Below are 20295 nucleotides of genomic sequence, written 5' to 3'. Positions count from 1 at the left end.
GATAGTGATTCATACGCGCTGGGTTACTGCCGGCGACTACTTTTCCGGACAGGGATTGAACACTTCCGTCGCCGCCACCGCAGACACATACGGAATTTTCGTACCTGGAATGATCCCGACGGAGTAGGCATTTTTGCCGGTGTCACGCACATAGGTCTTGTCGGTCGTCAGATCGCCCGGCTGGTTCTCACCGAGCAGGTAATCCAGAAACTGGATTTTCACCGGCGTATTGAACTGCCCCTCGGCCGTCAGCGGAATGATCTGAGCAGCCCCCGCCCGAGTGAACGCGAAAAACGCCGCGGCGGCTTCACGGCTGCGGAAGGTTTTCACGCACAGCACATCGCGGGTACGCAGCGTGATAAAGCGCTGATAACGACCACTGGAATAGGTGCTCAGAATCAAGCCATCGTCCACCAGAACGCCCAGCCCCTGAGTGGCACGGCACTGGCCATCGCCGCCATTCTCCGAGCCGTAGGGCAAGTAGCACCAGTTGGTCTGGCTCAGGGCCCGCACCGAACCGGGGGCAATCTGCAGGTCGTGCTCGATTTGCTGGCGGGCTTCGGGGGTTTGATACGGAATGCTGCAGCCGCTGAGGATCAGGGCCAGTAACACGTACAACAGGCGATAAGAGCGCATAGGTTTTCCATAACAGGCACGGCAGGTCGTTGCGCGCGTTGCCAGGGGGTCATTCCTTTGAAAGCTGCGCAGGTTCTGTCACATTCTACGACAAGTAACTTTCGGCGAAACTTTATGGAAATACAGATTTCGGAAACGTCCGACTGGCAATTGTTCGCGGCCATCGGCGAAACGCTGGAGCATGGTTTGAACGGTGAATGGACCATAAAGGCCGACGGGCTGGTGGTTCCATTTGCGGGATAAAGGAGACTTTGCGTAGGCCGTAGCACCTTGCTCCATTGCCTACGCTTGCGTCAGAATCCGCCGGCTTGTGCACCTGGGTGGTCATCTCTAAGGTTGCTCGGTCGCTGAAAACTCAGTGATCGGGTTTAGTAGCCCTAGGGTCAATTACACATAGTGCATGAGCTACATCTATCAGACGTTCCTGTCTGTGCTTGATGGTGGCTGTGCGTAGGGCGCCTTCGGGTGCGCCGGCTTTGTGTAATTCCCCGGTCTACTAACCTGCGTACAGCTGCCACCCTTCTTGTGTAGTAGCGAAAGGGTGTCGGCCCCATTCAGGAATTGCACCATGTTCAAAGTAACGCCGAATCCTCCGAAGAAACCGGATCTAAAACTCCATCAGGCTGCCCAGCGCGCCATTGATCACTACCTCAATCCCGGCACTGATACCGAGACAGTCCCAGAGACAACCGCCCTCTTCAGCGTCACCTCCGGCGTCAGCAGCGAAATCCTGATCGCCAACAGCTACGAAACCGTTACCTCCGTCAGCGCCCTGCTGCTCGACCTGTCCGACGAACTAACCGGCAAAGACCGCGACGTGGCATTAGCCATTCACCAACTGAGCGAATTGAGCGTACTGCTGATCGGCAAACTGATGGACCGCGAAACACCTCGGGCATAGAGTCCAACGCGACCCTGCGGGACTAGCCCTTCAACTCACCCAACCGATTACTCGCCGCGTCGTCGTATGCCACATACAGCGACTCGGCGATTTGGCTTTTGATGGCTTTGGCGCTTTCCAGACCCAATACAAAACCTTCGGCCTTGCCGCCTGCGCGGTTCAGGTCTTCTTTGGTGTCAGCACCGGTGATGGCGTCGAGGAGCTTGATGGCTTGAGGGCCTACGCCTTTTGGGAGGCTGATTTGGTCGATGCTCATTGGGATGCCTCGGATAAGGTGCGGGATGGGGTGGTGCGGGGTGAAGAAGTCATGGGCGATACCTTGAGATTGAAATCGGTAGCGCGTGGAACCACTGCCGGGGGGCCATGGTAGACCGGTATGGGAATTAAAGGGCTGGTTTCGGCCCAAAGCCGCCGGTCGCGATCAGAAAGGTTTGACGACAACGAGTCGCTCTCGCACTCTGTTTATAACCCATTCATTCATCAGGTTCCCGCATGTCATTAGCGACCGTAGTGCTGCTCGACTCCTGGCCACAGCCAAGTACGTCGCCTGAACCAGTGGTGTTCGCCACGGACACGCAACTATGTTTACGGTATTACACCACCGGAGAAGAAATAGCTGTGGTTCATTTTCCGCTAGTAAAGAAAATCCAATTCGGTTCGCCAAACGACGAAGCTTTGGGCGGCCATCCGCTCATTGGACTTGGCCTAAAGCATTACCAAATTCATCGAATAGATAATTCGCCTTGGTTAGCAGAGCTTGAGCAAAGGAACGCCATTCATCCTCGACACGACAAACAGCGGTTCATGAAAGATGCTATCCACTATGTCTTTACGTTTCAGGACTCTACCTTGGAATGCATCGTAATCGAGGGGGCGTTCTGGCATCCCAAAGTGCAAGTCTTTACCTCGGAGCAGGAGGCAAAGGATGGCTGGCGCACACTGGTGAATGACGTGGGTGCATTAACCCAATAGTCAGGAGCGGATGGCTGCGTTGGGTCGGAAGCGGTCGGTCATGAGCGGCCGCTTCTGGCCGATTCTGTTGAAAAAGTCGTACTCGCTTAGCCAAGGTGACCGCCTGCATCAATGAATAGCTTGCGGAGTTTTTTTCGAGCCGCCTCTGAAAGACGCTGTGAATAGCGTTGAAACTCTTCTTCGGCTGTATCGGGCTTGCCGTTCATGGCCAATACAAACGCGTATGCAAGAGGATGTTGTATGTAGTTGTAGAAACCCAGGCCAGCCGTCGACAAATGCTGCTTGACCCGCTCGAAAGCACCAGGCAGGGCGGCTATCGAACGAGCCTCGTCCCAAAACGATTCAGCTTTTGGAATGGCAGCCCGGAGGATATTGGGTGCGCTGGTTGCTATGGCATCAGGTCCGTAGCTGCATGAGATATCAAACGCTCGATCGCGCACATCGAAAGTCAGATCAGGTCGTGCTGATTTTGACGTCCTGTGCCATTTGATTTCATTGCCGGAAAGATGGGGAACGAAGTCCAGTGACAGAGCCCATGACGGCGCTAGCGCGCCGCCTTTCCACTGCTCAAGGCGAAAGAGTTGGCGAATGGGAGCATCGGCGCTACGAAGCCAGGACAGCGGGCCCTGAACTTCGAATCCTAACGGCTGTAAAAGTGACTCTACGGTTGGCGAAACAATTTCGTGGATTTGATCTATTCGCACTATCTCGAACGTTTTTCCCTGCATCGGCGGCCCCATGCTCAAAAGTAATCCCACTTCGACAACTTCGGTCGTTGGTTCGACCTCAGATAATAGATGCAGAAATAGCGGTCAGACCACCATTATTGAAAACGTGGTCTGCCCCCTATTCTTCTCTGGTGTCTGCGCTGTTTGGGTCTTGCAGCTGGCGATTAACGCGAGCTGCGAAAGCGTGGTGACGTGCCTGACGGGAGAACGATGAAGGGCTGGTATCAACTGCGCAGTAGAAAATAGAGAACTGCGTCATGAAGTATTTTCTTGGCAATAGTGGCCTGTGCCGGGAAAGTCACGACGTGACAACGCCATGCGGCAAGTTGATTGGAAAATCCTGAGAGTTCCTGAATTCACGCCCCATGAGGCACAACATGTGAAAATTTATAGAGTAGTCTCATAGAATATTTTCCTCTTGGGATATGCATAAATAATAGCGAGGCTGGTATTGGAGGCTAGTGTGAACTGGGATAGCCTGCGCCCACGTTTTTAAATAGGGGTCAGATCACCATTATTGAAAACGGGGGTTGCCCCCTACTCTTTTCTCTCGTGGTACCCAATAACGTTTTGCTTGAACACAATTAACGAGAGCAACTGAGGAGGCGGGTCATGCTTGAGGATTTTAAACACGCACTTTACCGTCATAAGAGACTGTTCTGGCTAGTGATGGTTATTGTCATCCTATCCAAAGTGGCAACCATAATGCCGGCGATTATCATCGGGCGCGTAGTAGATACCTTTACCCAGCACACCTTGGATTCAGAGACGGCCTTGTATCTGTTGGGGTTTATCTGCGTCGGCGTTATTAACGTTATTCTTATCCCTATTCAGGGGTATTATTTGACCCGTTTTATTCAAAAAGGGCTCAGCGATGTTTCGATTCGATGGGTTCGCGAGATATTCACCAAGCACTTCGACCTGTTCTCATCGATCAATATCGGCAAGATGCTCAAATCGATTGAACGCGGCATACAAGCCAGCGAGCGAATTCTTAACTACGCGCTGATCACTATTTTGCCGCTTTGCATCGAGTTCATCGTGATTTCGGCGTGGCTGGTATGGATTGCGAATATTGTGTTCCTGGCGCTTGTGCTTGCACTTTCCGGTGTCTACCTGGCATTGACCCACTACTTGATCACGTGGCGTCGCGCTCATATCGATGCGGTCAATGACGCCGAAGATGAACAGGCGGGAGTATTTGCAAACACGATTCAGGCGGGTAAACAGATAAGGCTGGAGCGGGCCCAGGAATCGGGGCTGAAACCCCTGTTCGATACGTTTTACCAGTACGCGGATGCCGCCACAAAAGTCGGATATTCCGCTGCGGTACTAGGGGCGTCAAGGGCACTTTTCTTAACCCTGACCAGCAGCACAGTGATCGGGTACGGCATCTTTGTAAGACAGGCTTCGGCGTCCGAACTGACGGTTGGCGACTTTGTCGTCTTGTTTACCTTATCCACGATGTTTTTCAACACGGTGTTCAGCATCGGAGAGGTCTATCGTTTCGCCGATCAATTCTCTTCGGACTACGCCAAGTTTCGATCGATTCTGCGCGAGCAAAGCTTCAAGGGTAAGGCCGAGAGCTTGCCCTTGGATTCTGACAGCTTGATTTACCCCGCCTCCACTGCACTGATCGCCGAGGGAGTTTCATTAGTCATTCAACAGGCCATCGAAGTGCGCCCCGGTGAGCATCTTGCCGTCGTTGGGGCAAGTGGCTCCGGAAAATCAACCTTTGTGGAACTGCTCGTGGGCGTGAAGCAGCGTCCCGGGCTCACCGTCCGGATAGGACAGACCGCGCTAGAGTCAATCGCTGAAGAGGAACATTTTCGGCTCATTCGGTATTGCCCCCAAACTCCGAAGTTTTTATCAGGCAACCTGGCAGACGCTGTTTTTTTTCATGGCTCGTTCAACTCGACATTTAGCAGCGTCGCGGCGCAGCTCAATATCCAGCACCTGTTTGACGAATTGCCTGTTCGAACGATAAATCAAGACGCGACCAGTATTTCCGGTGGCGAAGCAAAAAAGCTTTCGCTTCTACGCGTGCTGCTACGACCTGGGAATTTCAACATATTCGATGAGCCGACCTCATCCGTTGATCCCCAGGGCGCCTCGTTAATCTGGGATGCTCTCTTCACCTGCTTTGCCGATAAAAGTCTGATCTGTGTAACCCACGATTTCACTGTGCTCAATCACTTTGATCGAGTCATCGTCTTCGACACGGGTAGAATCGTTGCAGATGGCAAGTGGCAAGACCTGGTGGCTCTGGAGTCGGTCTCCAACGTCATACGCAAAGTTCAGGAGGAAGAGCCGGTTTCAGGGCATTAAGTTACTGAAACGGCTTTGTACGCTAAGATGAAATAGGGGTCAGACCCCTATTCCTCTCAGGTCGCGTAGGTCTCAATACGGGACGGAAAAGGGGGCATTTATTTTTGATCTAATAAATGCCCCCCTTTTCCGTTGTGGTCCTTGCGTAGAAATCACCCCACCCCCTCCCTGGATAGCTCCCCGCCTTACCTGGCCCAAATCCTGCCTGCATCACTCCCACCAAGTCGCTACTGACTACGCGGACGACTCTTTTGAGCCCCGCCGCCCAATCCCCGCCCCCGATAATCAAGCATCCCCTTACCACCGCCGAGGCCTTCCCCCATGACGAGCCCATCCACCGACCAGGTCAGCCCCCAAACCCTGCGCAGAGTGATCATCGCCGCCGGTATCGGTAACTTCGTGGAGTGGTTCGACTTCGCCGTCTACGGCTTTCTCGCCACCACCATCGCCCAGCAATTCTTCCCCAGCGGTGACGCCAGCGCGGCGTTGCTGAAGACCTTTGCGGTGTTCGCGGTGGCCTTCGCCTTCCGGCCCCTGGGCGGGATTTTCTTTGGCATGCTCGGCGACCGGATCGGGCGCAAACGCACGCTGGCCATGACGATTTTGCTGATGGCCGGCGCCACCACGCTGATCGGCCTGCTGCCCACCTACGCCGCCATCGGCGTGGCGGCGCCGACTCTGTTGTCGTTGATCCGCTGCGCCCAGGGTTTTTCCGCCGGGGGCGAATACGCCGGGGCCTGTGCCTATTTGATGGAGCACGCGCCCAGTGACAAGCGCGCCTGGTATGGCAGTTTTGTGCCGGTGTCGACGTTTTCTGCGTTCGCTGCGGCGGCCGTGGTGGCGTACGCCCTGGAGGCTTCGCTGTCCGCCGAGGCAATGGGCAGCTGGGGCTGGCGCTTGCCGTTCCTGATCGCGGCGCCGCTGGGGCTGGTGGGTCTTTACCTGCGCTGGAAGCTGGATGAGACGCCGGCCTTCCAGGCGGTGAAGCAGGAGCACGCGGTCGCGCACTCTCCCCTCAGGGAAACCTTGCGCAACCATGGTGCGGCGATCTGTTGCCTGGGCGCTTTTGTGTCGCTTACGGCGTTGTCGTTTTATATGTTCACCACCTACTTCGCGACGTATCTGCAGGTGGCGGGTGGCTTGAGTCGGGCGGTGGCGTTGCTGGTGTCGCTGATTGCGCTGATTTTCGCGGCGGCAATCTGCCCGCTGGCGGGGTTGTATTCGGATCGGGTGGGGCGTCGGGTCACGGTGATGACGGCGTGTGTATTGTTGATTGTGGTGGTGTACCCGTCGTTCCTGATGGCCAGTTCCGGGTCGTTCGCGGCGTCGGTGGTGGGGGTGATGTTGCTGGCGGTGGGCGCGGTGCTGTGTGGGGTGGTGACGGCGGCGTTGTTGTCGGAGACCTTTCCGACACGCACTCGGTATACGGCTTCGGCGATTACCTACAACATGGCGTACACGATCTTTGGCGGTACGGCGCCGTTGGTGGCGACGTGGTTGATCAGTACCACGGGCAGCAACCTGTCGCCGGCGTTTTATCTGATTGCGGTGGCGGTGCTGGCGTTGGCGGGCGGGTTGGCGTTGCCGGAGACGTCGCGGATTTCGCTGCATGAGGTGGGCGTGGAGGAAAAAGGCACGGCGCCGGTGTTGTCGCGCTAGGTTCGGCTGGTGTGAACGCAATGCCCAATCCAACAAAGATCAACTGTGGGAGCGGGCTTGCTCGCGAATGCGGCCTGTCAGTGAAAAATGAGCTGACTGGCTCACCGCATTCGCGAGCAAGCCCGCTCCCACATTGTTTTTTCTTTGCTTGTTAGATCTCCACTGCCGGACTGAACAGTGTGGGCGTCGGCCGGCGTAATTATTTAGCCACTACCCCAATCGCCCGCGCCGCCTGAGCCAAGCGCTGCGTAGCGACGCGGATTTCCTCCGAATTGAGCGAGGCGAAGCCCAGGCGCAAGGCATTTTCAGGATGATCAAACGGTGAAAACAGGCGACCGCTGCGCACCACCAAGTCCAGCTCCAGCGCTTTTTCGGCCAGTCGGTCGACGTCGATTGAGTCGGCGAACCTTACCCACAGCGCCAGCCCGCCTTCGGGTTCCTGCACAGAGATCTGCTCGCCAAAAGCTTCCAGCAAACAACTGAGCAGGGTCTCCCGACGCCGACGGTATTCCCTGGACACCCGTCGCAGGTGCTTCTTCAATTCGCCATCGTTGATCAGGTCCGCGAGCATCCGCTGCATCACGGCATCGCCCTGGCCCAGGCTCACCGCCGCCGTACGTTCGAGCACTTCGATGAGGTTCGACGGGGCAACGATATAGCTGCAACGGAAGGTGCTGCCCAGGGACTTGGACAGCGAGCCGATGTAGATCACATGACGCTGGGCGCTGTCACTGGCCAGGGGCAAATAGGGCCGTCCGGCAAAGTGGTATTCGTGGTCGTAGTCTTCCTCGATGATGCAGAAGTCATGCAGCCGGGCCAGTTCCAGGAGCTGCTGGCGACGTCCGGCACGCAGGCTGACGGTGGTAGGAAACTGGTGATGGGGGGTGACGTACATCATCCGTACGTCATGCAGGCGGCACAGCTCGGCGAGTTGGTCGACCCGGCAACCTTCGTCGTCCAGGTCCACGGTGACCAGTTGCGCACCCAACTGGCGGAAAATCTCCCAGGCCGGTGGGTAACTCAGGCGTTCGACCACCACCACATCACCGGGTTTGAGCAACGCGCTGGCGGTCAGGTACAGCGACATCTGCACGCCTTGAGTCAGGCAAATCTGCGGCGCGCCGACCGTCAAGCCGCGATTGTGGCGCAACATTTCGGCCAGGGCATTGCGCAGGTACTGGCCGCTGCCTTCGCTGCCATGGCGCACGGTGTTGGTGGTAAAGCTGTTGCGCAAGGCATTGCGGTAATAGCGGTGCAGCACGGCTTGCGGCAGCAAGCGATGGTCACAGGCGCCATTGTCGAAAAACAGCGCGCCGGGCCGGTGTTGCAGGGCTGTCACCTGTTCGCCCGGGGTGAAATAGGCCGCCGCAGGCACCTCCCGCAATGCCGGGGCAAACGACTTCGGGGCGCGGGTGGCCGGCACCGCGCGTGTCGCCAGTTGCGAACTGACGAAGGTACCGCGACGTTGAAGGCTGACCAGCCAGCCCTTGGTTACCGCCTCCTCGTAGGCAAGGATCACCGTCTTGCGATTGACGTCCAGCAGTTGCGCCATCTCCCGCGTGCCGGGCAACAGCGCTCCGGGGCGCAGGCGGCCCTCGACAATCGCGCTCACCAGGCCCTCGACGATCTTTCTGTAGGACGCCTGCGGCTGCGCCCCATCGAGTTTGAGCAACGGGCGCCATTTGCGAAGCTGGACCATATGAATTATCCAAAACTGGAGGTTCTCCTGGTCCTAGTCTACCGCAACAATCGAGCCTCAATTGCCCCGAGGTGTTTATGCAAAACCGCCATGTCGTTGAATTGTTGCCCTCGGGCAAATCCTTCGAAGCTGCCGATCAATTGCTGCTCGACGCCATGCTGGCCAGCGGTCTCGCCGTACCCTTTTCCTGCCGCCGCGGCGCCTGCGGGTCGTGCAAGGTCAAGGTGGTGTCGGGCCAGCACCGGGAAAAGCTGCGCACACCCGACACCCCTGCCCCTTCTTATCCGCTCGCGGCTGACGAGATGTTGCTGTGCCAGAGCCATGCCTGCAGCGACATGCGCCTGGAAATCCCCGGCTGGTCACTGGACACGCCCGCGCTGGAAGCCAGCGCACAGGTGATCAGCAAACGCGCGTTGAGCGCCGACATCGTCGAGCTGGTGTTGCTGACTGCCCAGCCACTTGAAGTCCGGGCCGGCCAGTACCTCAGGTTTCGCCTCGACGATGGCGACAGCCGCTGTTTCTCCGTGGCCAATCTGCCCGCGCAGGACCAAGGCCGGTTGGTGTTTCATATTCGCCAGGTCAGCGGTGGCCTGTTTTCCGAACGCATCCTGCCGAGCCTGCAAGTGGGCGATGCGGTGAAACTCGAAGGCCCCGTGGGCGCCTGCACCTGGCAACACGACGATGAGCGCCCTGTTGTGCTGTTCGCCACCGGGACCGGTTATGCCGGTATCAAGCCCTTGTTGCTGACGGCCCTGGCCCGCCAGGCCGAAGTCACCCTGTATTGGGGGAACTCGTCGCCGGAAGACTTCTACGACGCTGAGTTTCTTGAGCGAGCCAGCCAGGCACATCCACGCTTTCACTGGCATCGAGTGCAGTCGGTAGACGCCCGCGTGCAACAGGTTGCGCTGACACAGCCCCACCACTGGGCGGAGAGCCAGATCTATGCCTGCGGCAACAGCAAGATGATCAGCCAAGTCCGCGAAACCTGCCTGGCAGCGGGCGCCCAGGCTCATCGCTTTGTCGCCGAAGCCTTCGTCCCCAGCGGTGCATTGACGCCAGCGGAGTCGCTCAACACGCGGCACCCGGTGCTGGAAAAAGTCGGCCCGCGCTACTCGCTGGACGGCATGCTCGCCGCCCGCGAGCAAACGGTCAGGGCCCTGGCCGCCATCGCCGATCAATTGAAAGTCGGCATGACCACGGCGCAAGCCCTCGCAATGGCCAGTGAGACAATGCAGGCCATGGGCGCGTCTCACACCTGGCATCCCACCTATATCCGCTTTGGCGAGGACACCGTCCGCACACCCCGCCAAGGCATCGACCTGCTGCGCAAGCTGCGGCCCACCGATATCGCCGTGGTGGACCTTGGCCCGGTGTGGGATGGCTATGAAGGCGATTATGGCGACACCTTCGTATTCGGCGAGCACCCATTGCATGACGCTTGCACGAAGGCCCTGCATGAAGTGTTCGACGAAACCCGCAACGCCTGGCACCAAGGGCTGACCGGACGCGAGCTGTATGACTTCGCCGAGCAAAGTGCCCACTCCAAAGGCTGGCGCCTTGAGCGCAACCTGGCCGGACACCGCATCGCCGACTTCCCCCATGCCCTGTTCGGGCAGGACAAGCTGGCTGAAGTCGAGATCGTACCGAGCGAGATGGTCTGGGTGCTGGAGATACAGATTTGCCATCCCACACAACCGGTCGGGGCGTTCTTCGAGGATATTCTGATTGGCGAGGCCAACGGGGGCGTGTAGGGACGGGCCGTACGGTGGACCCGGTGAGTCCAGAGCGGTAACGTTATCCGGGCATTATCACCTCAGCAAAAAGGGAGTTTGCATCATGACCGACGACACAAAAACAAAAGGGCCAGCGTCGTACTTCCCCTCCATCGAAAAAAACTATGGGCAACCCATTAGCCACTGGCTGGATCTGCTCAAGGCCGCCAGCTCCAGGAAGCATATGGAGCTTGTGGCCTTGCTCAAGACTGAACACGGCATGGGCCATGGTCACGCCAATGCGTTGGTTGCGTACTTCTTGGCGGCTGAAAAAGGCAATTGATCCACCTCCCGGCGGGCGGTGAACGTGCCTACCCGCCGGCCGTTGCGGCTGTCTCTTGCAGCGTTCGTTCAAGTCGTCGCAGGTGAGCATTCACGATGAGTTTGTGCGCTGGCCCCACTGGCAGCATGTAGAGGCGCCCATAGGTGTTATGGGTGACAACCGACGAGGTGATCGTGAGTAGACGGTCAGCGATTGAAAGGCAGATCATCACATCCAGGTGCCGGTCACGCTCGGTCAGCACCAGCATGTCGGGCGCGCTGCGTTCCACCAGGAAGAAGTCCAGCCGGTCGCCGACCTGCACAGCCTCGCGCAAGGTGCCGGAGAACCCACCGATGCGCTTCACACCAAACAACGAGGAAATGGCATCCCTGATTCGGAAAGCCACCTGCATCAACGGCCCCGGTTCGCCGGTCATGATGTTCCAGGCATCCAGCGCGGTGATTTCAGTAGGCAGCGGGGCTGACCGGGTGTCGTAGTAATCAAGCTCTGACGGTGCACGCAGCGTGTGAACAACATCGGTAGTCGTCAACATTATCTTCCCTGATTGCTCGGTTGGAGCGGCTGACCTACATCAATACGATTCCCGTCCGGGTCTTCGAACACAAACGCCCGCAACCCGTAATCCTGATCCTTGAGGCGCTTGATGATCCTCGCCCCATGCTGCACGCAAGCGGCGTGCAGCCTGTCGACATCGTCCACCATCAGGTGGGCAATCGTGAACGCGGCGGCTGGGTGGTTGGGTTGCAAGGTCAAATGCAGCTCGCCCTGGTCGCGCTGCAGAATCATGAAGCCGATCGGGTTTCCATTTTCGAAGGCTTTCGTAAACCCCAGGACCCTGGTGTAAAAATCATGGGCTCTGCCCATGTCCTTTACGGGAAGCGTTACTGCAATTCGTCCGAAACGGACGCCATGATCAACGACTGCGCTCATCGCAGAACCTCAACGTGCAAGCACCATGACACCTGCCAGGCGGTGCTGGTGAGTGTGAGGCGCCTTGCCAAACCTGAAGGAGCAGGACGGTGCCTGCGAGGCAGAGGTTATTTTGCGCAGCTACTGAAGTAAAGAGAGATACGAGGATCGCTGCAGGTCAATGATCAGCAGGCGGTCGTTCAGCTACGATTGCTCGGAGTTGGACCTGAGCCCAAAACCAGCAGGATTGATCAAGCGGACTGAAAGGGGGCGAAGCGCATGCGTTTATTCTCGCCCCCTGCCTCTATCACGGTTTCAGAGATGAAACACCGGCCCCGCCTCTGCACCTTGTGGAGGCGCTTCAACCTTCACCTTCAGCGCAATCAACAGTGCCGCCAACAGCATCAAGATACCTGCCGCGACAAAGACCCCGCCGATACCACTGAAACTGAACATCGCGCCGCCTGCCGCCGCCCCGGCGGCAATCGCCGACTGCACTGAAGCCACCACCATGCCCCCGGCGCTTTCAGCCTGGTCAGGCACGGCCCGCGCCACCCAGTTCGACCAGGCCACCGGCACCCCGCCAAACGCCAGGCCCCAGAGCATCAACAACCACACCTGGCCGGTCACGGTTGCCGGCAACAGCGCCAGGGCGAGCGCCGCAACGCCCACCAGCGCGGGCATCAGCACCAATGTTCCACGCGGCAGACGCACCAGCAGCCAACCAGCCAGCAGCGTGCCGGCAAAGTTCGCAACGCCAAACCCCAGCAACATCAACGCCAGCCCCTCGGCATCGACGCCAGTGGTGCTTTCCAGGAATGGCCGGATATAGGTGAACAGCGCAAAGTGCCCGGTGTGCACCAGCACGCACCCCAACATGCCCACGGCAATGCCCGGACGCAGCAGCACTTCCAGCACCGTCCTCAAGCGGGCGGTCCTGCGGGGTGCGAGCGGCGGCAGGGTGAACAGCTGGAACACCAGGGTCACGCCGCCCACTGCGGCGGCGGCGAGAAACGCGCTGCGCCAGCCGTACAGCCCACCCAAAAAGCTGCCCAGCGGCACCGCCACGACAGTGCCCACCGCGATGCCGCTGAAGATGATCGACAAGGCACGCGGCAGCAGGGCCGCCGGTACAAGCCGCATCGCCACCGCCGCCGCCATGCTCCAGAAGCCACCCAGGGCGATGCCCAGCAGGACGCGCATCAGCAGCAACACCGTGAGGCTCGACGAGACCGCCACCAGCAGGTTGGAGCAGATCATCAGTGCGCTGAAGCACAACAGCACCACGCGCCGGTCGATCCCGCGGGTCAGGCCCGGGACCAGCAACCCGGCGAACAACGCCACCACCGCCGTGACTGTCACCGCCTGCCCTGCCAAGGCTTCCGAGACGCCGAGTTCGGACGCCATCGGCGTCAACAAACTGGCCGGCAGGTACTCCGCCGTGAGTAATCCGAACACGCCCATCGCCAACGAAAACACCGCCATCCAGGCCGGTGTCGCGGGCGCCACATCTGCACCGATTACGGCGTCACACACACAACTGCTCATCACTGGTCACCCTCCAAAAGTTATCGCGACCGCCAGTCTAGGTACGCAGGGCAGGATGATCTATGATGCAAAATCTTGAATCCTTTACCGAAACCCCGAAAATGATGCCTCCAGAACCGTTCGACGTGTCCTCTGACCTCATCAACGAGCTGTTGCGCGGCATGCGCCTGCGGGGCGTCGAGTACCGCCGTATCCAGGCCGGGCCGGCGTTTGGCCTGGGCTTTGCGGCCAAACCCGGGCATGCGTACTTCCACCTTGTCGCCGCCGGCGGCGTCACCCTGCGTACCGAGGACGGCACGCAGTACGAACTGACGCCGGGCAACGCCGTGTTCATCTCCCACGGGGGCGCCCATCAGTTGCTCTCCAGCCCGGAGGTGCCGGTGCAGGACATCGACAGCTTCAACGCCGCAGCGCTCGGCGATGCGGTGTGTGCCGTGGATGCCCGCGCCGATGCAGGCGTGGCTCAAAGCACCCTGCTCTTCAGCGGCTGCATGGAGTTTGAACTGGGGAGTTTGCACGGCCTTGGCCGCCTGATGCCGGACCTGATGCTGATCGACGCCAAGGGCCAACGTTATCCGGGGCTGATGCCGATCCTGGCGGCCATGGAGCGTGAAGTCAGCAGCGCCCGCATCGGCTTCGCCGGCATTCTGGCGCGCCTGGCGGACGTGGTGGCGGCCATGGTTGTTCGGGGCTGGGTCGAATGTGCCTGCGGGAATGCGTCCGGCCTGGTGGCCGCGCTACGCGACCCGCGCCTGGCCAAGGCCCTGCTGGCGTTGCATCAACAGCCTGGGCGCGACTGGACGGTGGAAGAGCTCGCGGCGCAGTGTCATACCTCGCGCTCGGTGTTCGCCCAACACTTTCAAACCACGATCGGCACGCCACCGTTGCGCTACGCCACCGAACTGCGGATGCGCCTGGCCAGCCAGTGGCTGACGCTGGAGCGGCTGCCCATTGAAACCGTGGCGCAGCGCCTTGGCTATAACTCCCAGGCCGCGTTCAGCCGGGCATTCAAGCGCGTCACCGGGCAGCCGCCGGGGGCCAGCCGGAGGTCTTGAGCCGCTAGGAAAAGTGCGTGATCAACATTTCTCGCACCGCACTGACCAGCGAAGCCTCGCCCGGACGCGGCGGTAACAGGCTGAACTCGACATCGGGCAACGCCGGAAGCGTTTGAATCGACCGGCATGCCTCGGCCCCGGCAGGCACGGCCGAGCTGTTCAGGCACGCCACGCCCAGCCCCGCCAGCAGTGCCGATTGCAGGCCCGCCACCCCGGACGCGGAATGCGCAATGACATACGGCACCCCGCGCGCATCCAACAGGTCGATGGTGAACCGCTGCAAGCTGCAATCCTGGGGAAGTACCACCAACGGCAGCGGCGCCACGAGTTCGTGCTGTGCGTCGAACCCACTGAGTGCCACCCACCGCAGGGCCTCTCGTCGTACGGGAATGCCTTCGGGAAGGCTGCGACCATCGAGGATGCGCATCGACAGGCCAATGTCGAATTCGCCGCTGTTGGCGCCCTTTTCGATTTGCAGGCTCTTGCGCACCGAAACATGCAACCGAAGCTGCGGATATCGCGTGCGCAAACCCTTCAACATGCCCGCGATGGCGCTCGGCAAAAAATAGTCGGTGATGGCCAGGCGCAGTTCGCCGCTCAAGGTAACGCCGCGCATATCCTCAAGCACGCAGTCACTCAGCGCGAGCAATTCACGCGCATGTGCCAGCAGGCGCTCCCCGGCAGGTGTGGGGCTCACGCCTTTTTTTCCGCGCTCCAGCAGCGTCACGCCGGTGAAGGTTTCCAGCTTGCGAAGTTGCTCACTGAGCGCGGACTGGGAACGGCACAGCTTGGGCGCGGCCGCTGAAAGGCTGCCGGATTCCAGGATGGTGACGAAGGAGCGCAGTTGCTCAAGGTCAAAGGGGCGCATGTCTAACCTGCGTTTTTTCCGATAGATATCATTATATCTTCCCGTTTTTCAGATCCGAATAATTTTCTTAATCTGGCACCTCACCCTACCCTTACGAGGAATTCACCATGCCAGGCATCACCCTGAAAATATCCGGAGAACGCAATCCAGAACTGGTCCGCCAGCTCGTCCCGCAGCTCACTGCACTGACCTGTGAAGTGCTCGAGAAACGCCCGGAGCAGACCTTGCTGATTCTCGATTTTGTGCCGCACGACCAGTGGTTCATTCATAACCGCTCGCTGGCCGAACACGGGCGCAACGCATTCCGCCTGGAAGTCACCGTGACCGATGAGACCAACACCAAGGCGCAAAAGGCGCGTTTTCATCGTGAGGCCTACACGCTGTTGGCGGAGTTGATCGGCAACCTGCACCCACACTCCAATGTGCACATCATCGACTGCCGGGCCAGTGCCTACGGCTATGAAGGGGTGACTCAGGAGTACCGCTATCAACACACTTGATAGGCCGGGAAAAAGCCGCGCATGCATGTCGATCAGGTCAATGCGCGGCTCATCAAGTCCGTGAACAGTTGCAGAACCCGTTCATCATCCACGCCCAACAATCGGTCACCCACATAGCATTCGGTCTTGCACCATCCCGGCACCTCGGTGGGTTGCAGGTGTGTGAACAGCCAACACCCGTGCTGGCGGGCAATCTCATCGCGGGCGTTGAGCAGTGCCGCGCAGTCTGCGTCGAAATACAGGTGAAGCATGTTCACCTGAGGCGTGCGCGGCAGGGTGCGAATGCCGGGAATCGCTTGCAGGCAGGTCGCCAGGCGCAGGGCGCGCTGATAGCAGGCCTCCAGCATCCCCAGGCGTTGGTCAAAGCGCATGGCCGTGGAGACCACCATGGGGCTCTGCTTTATCAAGGTGCCGCCCAGCCGTTTACGCCACAGGCGGGCCTGCTGGATAAAGTCGGTGTCGCCCGCCAGCAGCGAGCCGGCGATACCGCCGAGGCCCTTGTAGGCCGAGACGTACACGGAGGAGAAACCTTCAGCGATTTCGGCGTAAGAGCGCTGGTAGTAGGCGCGGGTTTCCCATAGGCGGGCCCCGTCCATATGCAGCGGTGTATTCGAGGCCGCCGCCGTCGCCTTCAAGGCCTCCAGTTCATGCCATTCAGGCAGTTGCCCACCGATCTCCCGGGCAGGCAGCTCCACCACCAGGCAGCTCAGTGGCTCGGCAATCGCTGCAAGGTCGTCGGCCAGGATCGGTCGCAAGCGGTGGCCCACCATCACCCCATGCAAGTGCAGCAAGGCCTGGAACGCCTGCTCTTCGTGCAGCTGCAAATGCGAGGACGCATGTATCCCGAAGCGCGGCAGCCGGCGTCGCTCGCTCCAGATATTGAGCGCAATCAATTGCGCCATTACGCCACTGGGCATGAACACTGCCGCGGGCTTGCCCAACAATTCGGCGACCTTGGCTTCAAAGCCTTCGATCAAGGCACCGCTGCCATAGTTGTCATGGGACACATGGTTGGCCTGTGCCCAGTCCGCCATTTCCTGGAACCACTGGGCCGGCGTGGGCTCTGCAAACCCATTGATCTCTACAGTGCAGGCCGCCTTGAGTTGGCGGCGTTCTTCATCAATGTCTGGTGTCACGGTTGAGCGCCTGTGCAGGGAGGAAGTACGTCCAGGAATGGCCGGCCTGGTGAACGTATCAGTCCTTGACGAGGCTGGCCATGCGCAACCTTAAAAGATCATGCCCACTCACCACCACAATCCCCACCAGCACCAGCACCGAGCCCACGATGAACGATGACTGCAGCGTCTCGTCCGGCAACCACACCAGCAGGCTCAGGAACGAGAACACCACCGTCTGGAAGGCCAGGCTGGCCACGGTAATGGCCGAGAAATGCACCCGGATTTGCCCGGTCGCACACGCCAGCGCAGCCAGGATCACAAATGCCTCGGCAAAAGGACCGTTGATGCGGGCTTTTATGACAAAAAATTCATACAGCTAAACTGTACAGTTTTTCTGCAAGCATGCTAACGTCCCGGCATGAACAAACCGTCCATCACCTCCGAAACCCAATCCGCCGCCCTGGCTGCCGAGCTGCGCATCTCCCTGGGCAAGCTGATACGCCGGCTGCGGGAACAAACCCATCCGAACGATTTCACTTCCGCCCAGAAGTCGGTGCTGCTGCGCCTGGACCGAGACGGGCCCAGCACCGTCTCGGCCCTGGCCCGGGCGGAGAGCGTGCGGCCGCAGTCCATGCGCATCACCGTGGCCGGGCTGGAAACGATGAAAGCGATCAGGGGCAAACCCGACCCCAGCGATGGGCGCCAAACCCTGATCGAGCTGACTCCCGGCTTTCGTAAGCACCTGATCGCCAGCCGGGCGGCCAAGGACGATTGGCTGCTGCGGGCGCTGCAGGAGCAACTGTCTGCCGAAGAACAAGCTGAACTCGCGGCAGCGGTAAAGCTGCTGGAGCGCCTCGCCGACTTTTGAGCCACTTCTATCCGTTCGAGGACCTCCCATGGCCGTCACCTTGCTGGACCCCAACACCGCGCTGATCATCGTGGACTTGCAAAAAGGCATCGCCGAATACCCGTTCATCCACCCCATCGGCGGCGTGGTGGAACGCTCCCGTGCACTGCTCGACGCGTTCCGCGAGCGCGGCATGCCGGTGGTGCTGGTCAACGTCACAGGCTTCGCCCCCGGGCGTACCGAGCGGCCACGGCGCAGCGATGTATTTCCACCGGGATGGGCAGACCTGCTGCCCGAACTCGATCAGCAACCCGGCGACATTGGGGTGACCAAACGCACCTGGGGCGCCTTCGCCAGCACTGATCTTGAGGCGCAACTCAAAGCACTCGGCGTGACTCAAGTGGTGATCACCGGCGTTGCTACCGGAACCGGCGTGGAGTCCACCGCGCGCCAGGCCTACGAGGCCGGCTTCAACGTGACCCTGGCCGTCGATGCCATGACCGACGCGAACGCCGAGGCCCATCACTACAGCCTGAACCAGGTATTTCCGAAGCTGGGGGAAACCGGCACGGCGCAAGAGATCATCGGCTTGCTTGCAACAAGGGGGGCGTGACGATGCAATGGCATGAGCTGGTGTCTTATTTCTTCGGCGGCGTATTGCTTGCCAACGCGCTGCCCCATTGCCTCAGTGGCTTGATGGGCCAGTCCTTCCAGACGCCGTTTGCCAAGCCGCGCGGCCAGGGGCGGTCTTCCTCGACGCTGAATGTGCTCTGGGGTTTTCTCAACCTGGTGATCGGCTACGTGCTGGTCTGCCGGGTTGGGGACTTCGACCTCAAAAACACCGCTGATGTGCTCGCCCTCGGGCTCGGGGCCTTGGCCCTGAGTGTATTCCTGGCGCAGCATTTCGGGCGCTTCAACGGTGGTCATTCCTCAGGGCCGGTGTGAGTTCGATGGGCATTTTCCGCTCGCTGCGCAGCGTCAACTACCGCATTTGGGCCGCCGGCGCCCTGGTGTCGAATATCGGCACCTGGATGCAACGCACGGCCCAGGACTGGCTGGTGCTGACCCAGCTCACGCCGCATAACGCGTCGGCCGTCGGCATCGTCATGGCGTTGCAGTTCGGGCCGCAATTGCTGTTGCTGCCCTGGACCGGCTTCGCCGCCGATCACTACGACAAGCGCAAGCTGCTGATGGTCACCCAGGGCGTGATGGGCGTGCTGGCGCTGATGCTGGGGGTGTTTACCCTGACCGGCATCGTGCAGCTGTGGCACGTGTATGTGTTCGCGTTTTTGTCCGGCTGCGCCTCGGCCTTCGATGCACCGGTGCGGCAGATATTCGTGGCGGAGCTGGTGGGCGAAGCGGACCTGTCCAATGCCATCGCGCTCAATTCCACCTCGTTCAACATGGCGCGCATGATTGGCCCGGCGGTGGCCGGCGTGACCATCGCGTCGGTGGGCACCGGCTGGGCGTTCCTGCTCAATGGCGCGAGTTTTTTCGCGGTGCTGGCCTCGCTGTTTCTGCTGCGGGTTTCCGGCCTGCACACCAGCCTGCGGGCGCTGCGCACCAAGGGCAGCCTGACTGAAGGCCTGCGCTATGTGTGGGCGCGGCCGGACCTGATGGCGATCCTGATCATGCTGTTCTTGATCGGCACCTTCGGCATGAATTTTCCGATCTTCATCTCGACCATGGCCGTCACCGTGTTCCACGCCGATGCCCGCGGCTATGGCCTGCTGACGTCGACCCTGGCCATCGGCACCGTTGCCGGGGCGCTGCTCGCAGCCGGTCGCGAGCGGCCACACTTCAAGGCGTTGTTGATCGGCGCGCTGGTGTTCGGGGTGGGCTGCACGCTGGCGGCGATTGCCCCGAACTATTGGTTGTTCGCCGGGGCGCTGGTGATCATCGGCGTGGGCGCCCTGACCTTCAGCAACACCACCAACAGCCTGATGCAACTCACCACCGAACCTTCCATGCGCGGGCGGGTAATCGCCCTGCGGGTGGGCGTGGCCCTGGGCGGCACACCGATTGGCGCACCGATTGTGGGCTGGGTGGCCGACCATCTTGGGCCGCGCTGGGCGTTGGCGGTCGGCGCGGCCTCGGGCATCCTGGCTGCCGGCGTGGCGGTGTACACCATGACGCGCAAGCTGGATCGGCCGAAGAAAATCTGACAGGCAAAACGAATCCAATGTGGGAGCTGTCGAGCTTCAGCGAGGCTGCGAAGAGGCCCTGTCAGGCGATAAAGATGTCGCCTGACAGTCCGCCATCGCAGCCTCGCTAAAGCTCGACAGCTCCCACAGTGGATCTTCGCAGGCTTGAGTATTGGGCTCGCTTGACGGCTCAGCCGATCGCGATCTGACAAGCGACAACAAACCAATGTGGGAGCTGTCGAGCTTTAGCGAGGCTGCGAAGAGGCCCTGTCAGGCAATAAAGATGTCGCCTGCCAGTCCGCCATCGCAGCCTCGCTAAAGCTCGACA

At 59.9% G+C, this 20295-nt stretch carries 23 protein-coding genes; 13 read left to right on the top strand and 10 right to left on the bottom strand.

The window, feature by feature from the left end:
* Window positions 1–36: 36 nt before the first annotated feature.
* Window positions 37–636, bottom strand: coding sequence for a hypothetical protein (locus HX811_RS29215; RefSeq protein WP_177009660.1), 600 nt, complete (start codon window positions 634–636; stop codon window positions 37–39).
* A gap of 114 nt (window positions 637–750) precedes the next feature.
* Here HX811_RS29215 and HX811_RS32115 point away from each other — a divergent pair, with 114 nt between their 5' ends.
* Both HX811_RS32115 and HX811_RS29210 read left to right on the top strand, forming a co-directional pair.
* A complete protein-coding gene (locus HX811_RS32115; RefSeq protein ID WP_256344480.1) occupies window positions 751–879 on the top strand; it encodes a hypothetical protein in 129 nt (42 codons plus the stop codon).
* A 325-nt stretch (window positions 880–1204) separates the two neighbouring features.
* Window positions 1205–1537 carry a DUF6124 family protein gene (locus HX811_RS29210; RefSeq protein WP_177048502.1) on the top strand — a complete coding sequence of 111 codons (333 nt, stop codon included), beginning with the start codon at window positions 1205–1207 and terminating at the stop codon, window positions 1535–1537.
* A gap of 22 nt (window positions 1538–1559) precedes the next feature.
* On the opposite strand, the gene HX811_RS29205 is transcribed toward HX811_RS29210, so the two are convergent.
* On the bottom strand, window positions 1560–1793 hold the full coding sequence (locus HX811_RS29205; protein WP_003214497.1) for a hypothetical protein: 234 nt from the start codon (window positions 1791–1793) through the stop codon (window positions 1560–1562).
* Window positions 1794–2029: 236 nt separating this feature from the next.
* On the opposite strand from HX811_RS29205, the gene HX811_RS29200 reads away from it, so the two are divergent.
* Complete coding sequence (locus tag HX811_RS29200; RefSeq protein WP_023659022.1) at window positions 2030–2509, top strand: hypothetical protein; 480 nt, start codon at window positions 2030–2032, stop codon at window positions 2507–2509.
* Window positions 2510–2595: 86 nt separating this feature from the next.
* Here HX811_RS29200 and HX811_RS29195 read toward each other — a convergent pair whose 3' ends face one another.
* Window positions 2596–3249 (bottom strand): hypothetical protein, encoded by a 654-nt coding sequence (locus HX811_RS29195; protein ID WP_087693737.1) that lies wholly within the window; start codon window positions 3247–3249, stop codon window positions 2596–2598.
* A gap of 600 nt (window positions 3250–3849) precedes the next feature.
* Between HX811_RS29195 and HX811_RS29190 the strand changes: the two genes are divergently transcribed.
* Together HX811_RS29190 and HX811_RS29185 are read left to right on the top strand one after the other, a co-directional pair.
* A complete protein-coding gene (locus tag HX811_RS29190; RefSeq protein ID WP_177009657.1) occupies window positions 3850–5565 on the top strand; it encodes an ABC transporter ATP-binding protein in 1716 nt (571 codons plus the stop codon).
* Window positions 5566–5886: 321 nt separating this feature from the next.
* Window positions 5887–7224, top strand: a complete 1338-nt coding sequence (locus HX811_RS29185) for an MFS transporter (RefSeq protein ID WP_177048501.1) — start codon at window positions 5887–5889, stop codon at window positions 7222–7224.
* A gap of 199 nt (window positions 7225–7423) precedes the next feature.
* Here HX811_RS29185 and HX811_RS29180 read toward each other — a convergent pair whose 3' ends face one another.
* The gene (locus HX811_RS29180; RefSeq protein ID WP_177048500.1) at window positions 7424–8923 is read right to left on the bottom strand and encodes a PLP-dependent aminotransferase family protein; all 1500 of its coding nucleotides are present in this window, start codon (window positions 8921–8923) and stop codon (window positions 7424–7426) included.
* 77 nt (window positions 8924–9000) lie between these two features.
* Here HX811_RS29180 and HX811_RS29175 point away from each other — a divergent pair, with 77 nt between their 5' ends.
* A complete protein-coding gene (locus HX811_RS29175) occupies window positions 9001–10674 on the top strand; it encodes a M24 family metallopeptidase (RefSeq protein WP_177048498.1) in 1674 nt (557 codons plus the stop codon).
* 85 nt (window positions 10675–10759) lie between these two features.
* Window positions 10760–10978 carry a DUF4287 domain-containing protein gene (locus HX811_RS29170; RefSeq protein ID WP_003214516.1) on the top strand — a complete coding sequence of 73 codons (219 nt, stop codon included), beginning with the start codon at window positions 10760–10762 and terminating at the stop codon, window positions 10976–10978.
* Window positions 10979–11006: 28 nt separating this feature from the next.
* Here the strand turns inward: HX811_RS29170 and HX811_RS29165 are convergent, their stop codons facing one another.
* The 3 genes from HX811_RS29165 to HX811_RS29155 form a co-directional block, all read right to left on the bottom strand.
* Window positions 11007–11510, bottom strand: coding sequence for a DUF2867 domain-containing protein (locus HX811_RS29165; protein WP_177048496.1), 504 nt, complete (start codon window positions 11508–11510; stop codon window positions 11007–11009).
* Window positions 11510–11908: a glyoxalase/bleomycin resistance/extradiol dioxygenase family protein gene (locus tag HX811_RS29160; protein ID WP_087693746.1), complete on the bottom strand. Its 399-nt coding sequence runs from the start codon at window positions 11906–11908 to the stop codon at window positions 11510–11512. Before HX811_RS29160 ends, HX811_RS29165 begins: the two co-directional genes overlap by 1 nt.
* 294 nt (window positions 11909–12202) lie before the next feature.
* A complete protein-coding gene (locus tag HX811_RS29155) occupies window positions 12203–13435 on the bottom strand; it encodes an MFS transporter (protein ID WP_177048494.1) in 1233 nt (410 codons plus the stop codon).
* Window positions 13436–13500: 65 nt separating this feature from the next.
* On the opposite strand from HX811_RS29155, the gene HX811_RS29150 reads away from it, so the two are divergent.
* On the top strand, window positions 13501–14490 hold the full coding sequence (locus HX811_RS29150) for an AraC family transcriptional regulator (protein WP_008438855.1): 990 nt from the start codon (window positions 13501–13503) through the stop codon (window positions 14488–14490).
* Between the two features lie 4 nt (window positions 14491–14494).
* Here the strand turns inward: HX811_RS29150 and HX811_RS29145 are convergent, their stop codons facing one another.
* Window positions 14495–15358 (bottom strand): LysR family transcriptional regulator, encoded by an 864-nt coding sequence (locus HX811_RS29145; protein WP_134326054.1) that lies wholly within the window; start codon window positions 15356–15358, stop codon window positions 14495–14497.
* A gap of 107 nt (window positions 15359–15465) precedes the next feature.
* Between HX811_RS29145 and HX811_RS29140 the strand changes: the two genes are divergently transcribed.
* A complete protein-coding gene (locus tag HX811_RS29140) occupies window positions 15466–15858 on the top strand; it encodes a tautomerase family protein (protein WP_003214522.1) in 393 nt (130 codons plus the stop codon).
* Between the two features lie 32 nt (window positions 15859–15890).
* Here the strand turns inward: HX811_RS29140 and HX811_RS29135 are convergent, their stop codons facing one another.
* Both HX811_RS29135 and HX811_RS29130 read right to left on the bottom strand, forming a co-directional pair.
* Window positions 15891–16994 (bottom strand): beta-eliminating lyase-related protein, encoded by a 1104-nt coding sequence (locus HX811_RS29135; protein ID WP_177048493.1) that lies wholly within the window; start codon window positions 16992–16994, stop codon window positions 15891–15893.
* A 58-nt stretch (window positions 16995–17052) separates the two neighbouring features.
* Complete coding sequence (locus tag HX811_RS29130) at window positions 17053–17295, bottom strand: hypothetical protein (RefSeq protein WP_177021312.1); 243 nt, start codon at window positions 17293–17295, stop codon at window positions 17053–17055.
* A 99-nt stretch (window positions 17296–17394) separates the two neighbouring features.
* Between HX811_RS29130 and HX811_RS29125 the strand changes: the two genes are divergently transcribed.
* The 4 genes from HX811_RS29125 to HX811_RS29110 are packed head-to-tail and all read left to right on the top strand — an operon-like array spanning window position 17395 to window position 19988.
* On the top strand, window positions 17395–17844 hold the full coding sequence (locus HX811_RS29125) for a MarR family winged helix-turn-helix transcriptional regulator (RefSeq protein ID WP_003214523.1): 450 nt from the start codon (window positions 17395–17397) through the stop codon (window positions 17842–17844).
* Window positions 17845–17872: 28 nt separating this feature from the next.
* Window positions 17873–18436 carry an isochorismatase family protein gene (locus HX811_RS29120; protein WP_177023147.1) on the top strand — a complete coding sequence of 188 codons (564 nt, stop codon included), beginning with the start codon at window positions 17873–17875 and terminating at the stop codon, window positions 18434–18436.
* Between the two features lie 2 nt (window positions 18437–18438).
* A complete protein-coding gene (locus HX811_RS29115) occupies window positions 18439–18768 on the top strand; it encodes a hypothetical protein (protein ID WP_008438861.1) in 330 nt (109 codons plus the stop codon).
* Between the two features lie 5 nt (window positions 18769–18773).
* Window positions 18774–19988 (top strand): MFS transporter, encoded by a 1215-nt coding sequence (locus tag HX811_RS29110; RefSeq protein ID WP_177035766.1) that lies wholly within the window; start codon window positions 18774–18776, stop codon window positions 19986–19988.
* Window positions 19989–20295 lie beyond the last annotated feature (307 nt).

Origin of the sequence: Pseudomonas sp. F8002 (assembly GCF_013385495.1) — a bacterium.
GTDB lineage: Bacteria > Pseudomonadota > Gammaproteobacteria > Pseudomonadales > Pseudomonadaceae > Aquipseudomonas.
The sequence above is the reverse complement of the archived record's forward strand: the minus strand, read 5'-3'. Positions and strand labels throughout refer to the sequence as shown.

Coding starts and splice junctions, on each gene's coding strand:
- HX811_RS29205 (WP_003214497.1), bottom strand. CDS start 1,793: ATGAGCATCGACCAAATCAGCCTCCCAAAAGGCGTAGGCCCTCAAGCC.
- HX811_RS29170 (WP_003214516.1), top strand. CDS start 10,760: ATGACCGACGACACAAAAACAAAAGGGCCAGCGTCGTACTTCCCCTCC.
- HX811_RS29150 (WP_008438855.1), top strand. CDS start 13,501: ATGCAAAATCTTGAATCCTTTACCGAAACCCCGAAAATGATGCCTCCA.
- HX811_RS29215 (WP_177009660.1), bottom strand. CDS start 636: ATGCGCTCTTATCGCCTGTTGTACGTGTTACTGGCCCTGATCCTCAGC.
- HX811_RS29115 (WP_008438861.1), top strand. CDS start 18,439: ATGCAATGGCATGAGCTGGTGTCTTATTTCTTCGGCGGCGTATTGCTT.
- HX811_RS29155 (WP_177048494.1), bottom strand. CDS start 13,435: ATGAGCAGTTGTGTGTGTGACGCCGTAATCGGTGCAGATGTGGCGCCC.
- HX811_RS29190 (WP_177009657.1), top strand. CDS start 3,850: ATGCTTGAGGATTTTAAACACGCACTTTACCGTCATAAGAGACTGTTC.
- HX811_RS29110 (WP_177035766.1), top strand. CDS start 18,774: ATGGGCATTTTCCGCTCGCTGCGCAGCGTCAACTACCGCATTTGGGCC.
- HX811_RS29140 (WP_003214522.1), top strand. CDS start 15,466: ATGCCAGGCATCACCCTGAAAATATCCGGAGAACGCAATCCAGAACTG.
- HX811_RS29195 (WP_087693737.1), bottom strand. CDS start 3,249: ATGGGGCCGCCGATGCAGGGAAAAACGTTCGAGATAGTGCGAATAGAT.
- HX811_RS29125 (WP_003214523.1), top strand. CDS start 17,395: ATGAACAAACCGTCCATCACCTCCGAAACCCAATCCGCCGCCCTGGCT.
- HX811_RS29160 (WP_087693746.1), bottom strand. CDS start 11,908: ATGAGCGCAGTCGTTGATCATGGCGTCCGTTTCGGACGAATTGCAGTA.
- HX811_RS29210 (WP_177048502.1), top strand. CDS start 1,205: ATGTTCAAAGTAACGCCGAATCCTCCGAAGAAACCGGATCTAAAACTC.
- HX811_RS29145 (WP_134326054.1), bottom strand. CDS start 15,358: ATGCGCCCCTTTGACCTTGAGCAACTGCGCTCCTTCGTCACCATCCTG.
- HX811_RS29185 (WP_177048501.1), top strand. CDS start 5,887: ATGACGAGCCCATCCACCGACCAGGTCAGCCCCCAAACCCTGCGCAGA.
- HX811_RS29165 (WP_177048496.1), bottom strand. CDS start 11,510: ATGTTGACGACTACCGATGTTGTTCACACGCTGCGTGCACCGTCAGAG.
- HX811_RS29120 (WP_177023147.1), top strand. CDS start 17,873: ATGGCCGTCACCTTGCTGGACCCCAACACCGCGCTGATCATCGTGGAC.
- HX811_RS32115 (WP_256344480.1), top strand. CDS start 751: ATGGAAATACAGATTTCGGAAACGTCCGACTGGCAATTGTTCGCGGCC.
- HX811_RS29200 (WP_023659022.1), top strand. CDS start 2,030: ATGTCATTAGCGACCGTAGTGCTGCTCGACTCCTGGCCACAGCCAAGT.
- HX811_RS29180 (WP_177048500.1), bottom strand. CDS start 8,923: ATGGTCCAGCTTCGCAAATGGCGCCCGTTGCTCAAACTCGATGGGGCG.
- HX811_RS29175 (WP_177048498.1), top strand. CDS start 9,001: ATGCAAAACCGCCATGTCGTTGAATTGTTGCCCTCGGGCAAATCCTTC.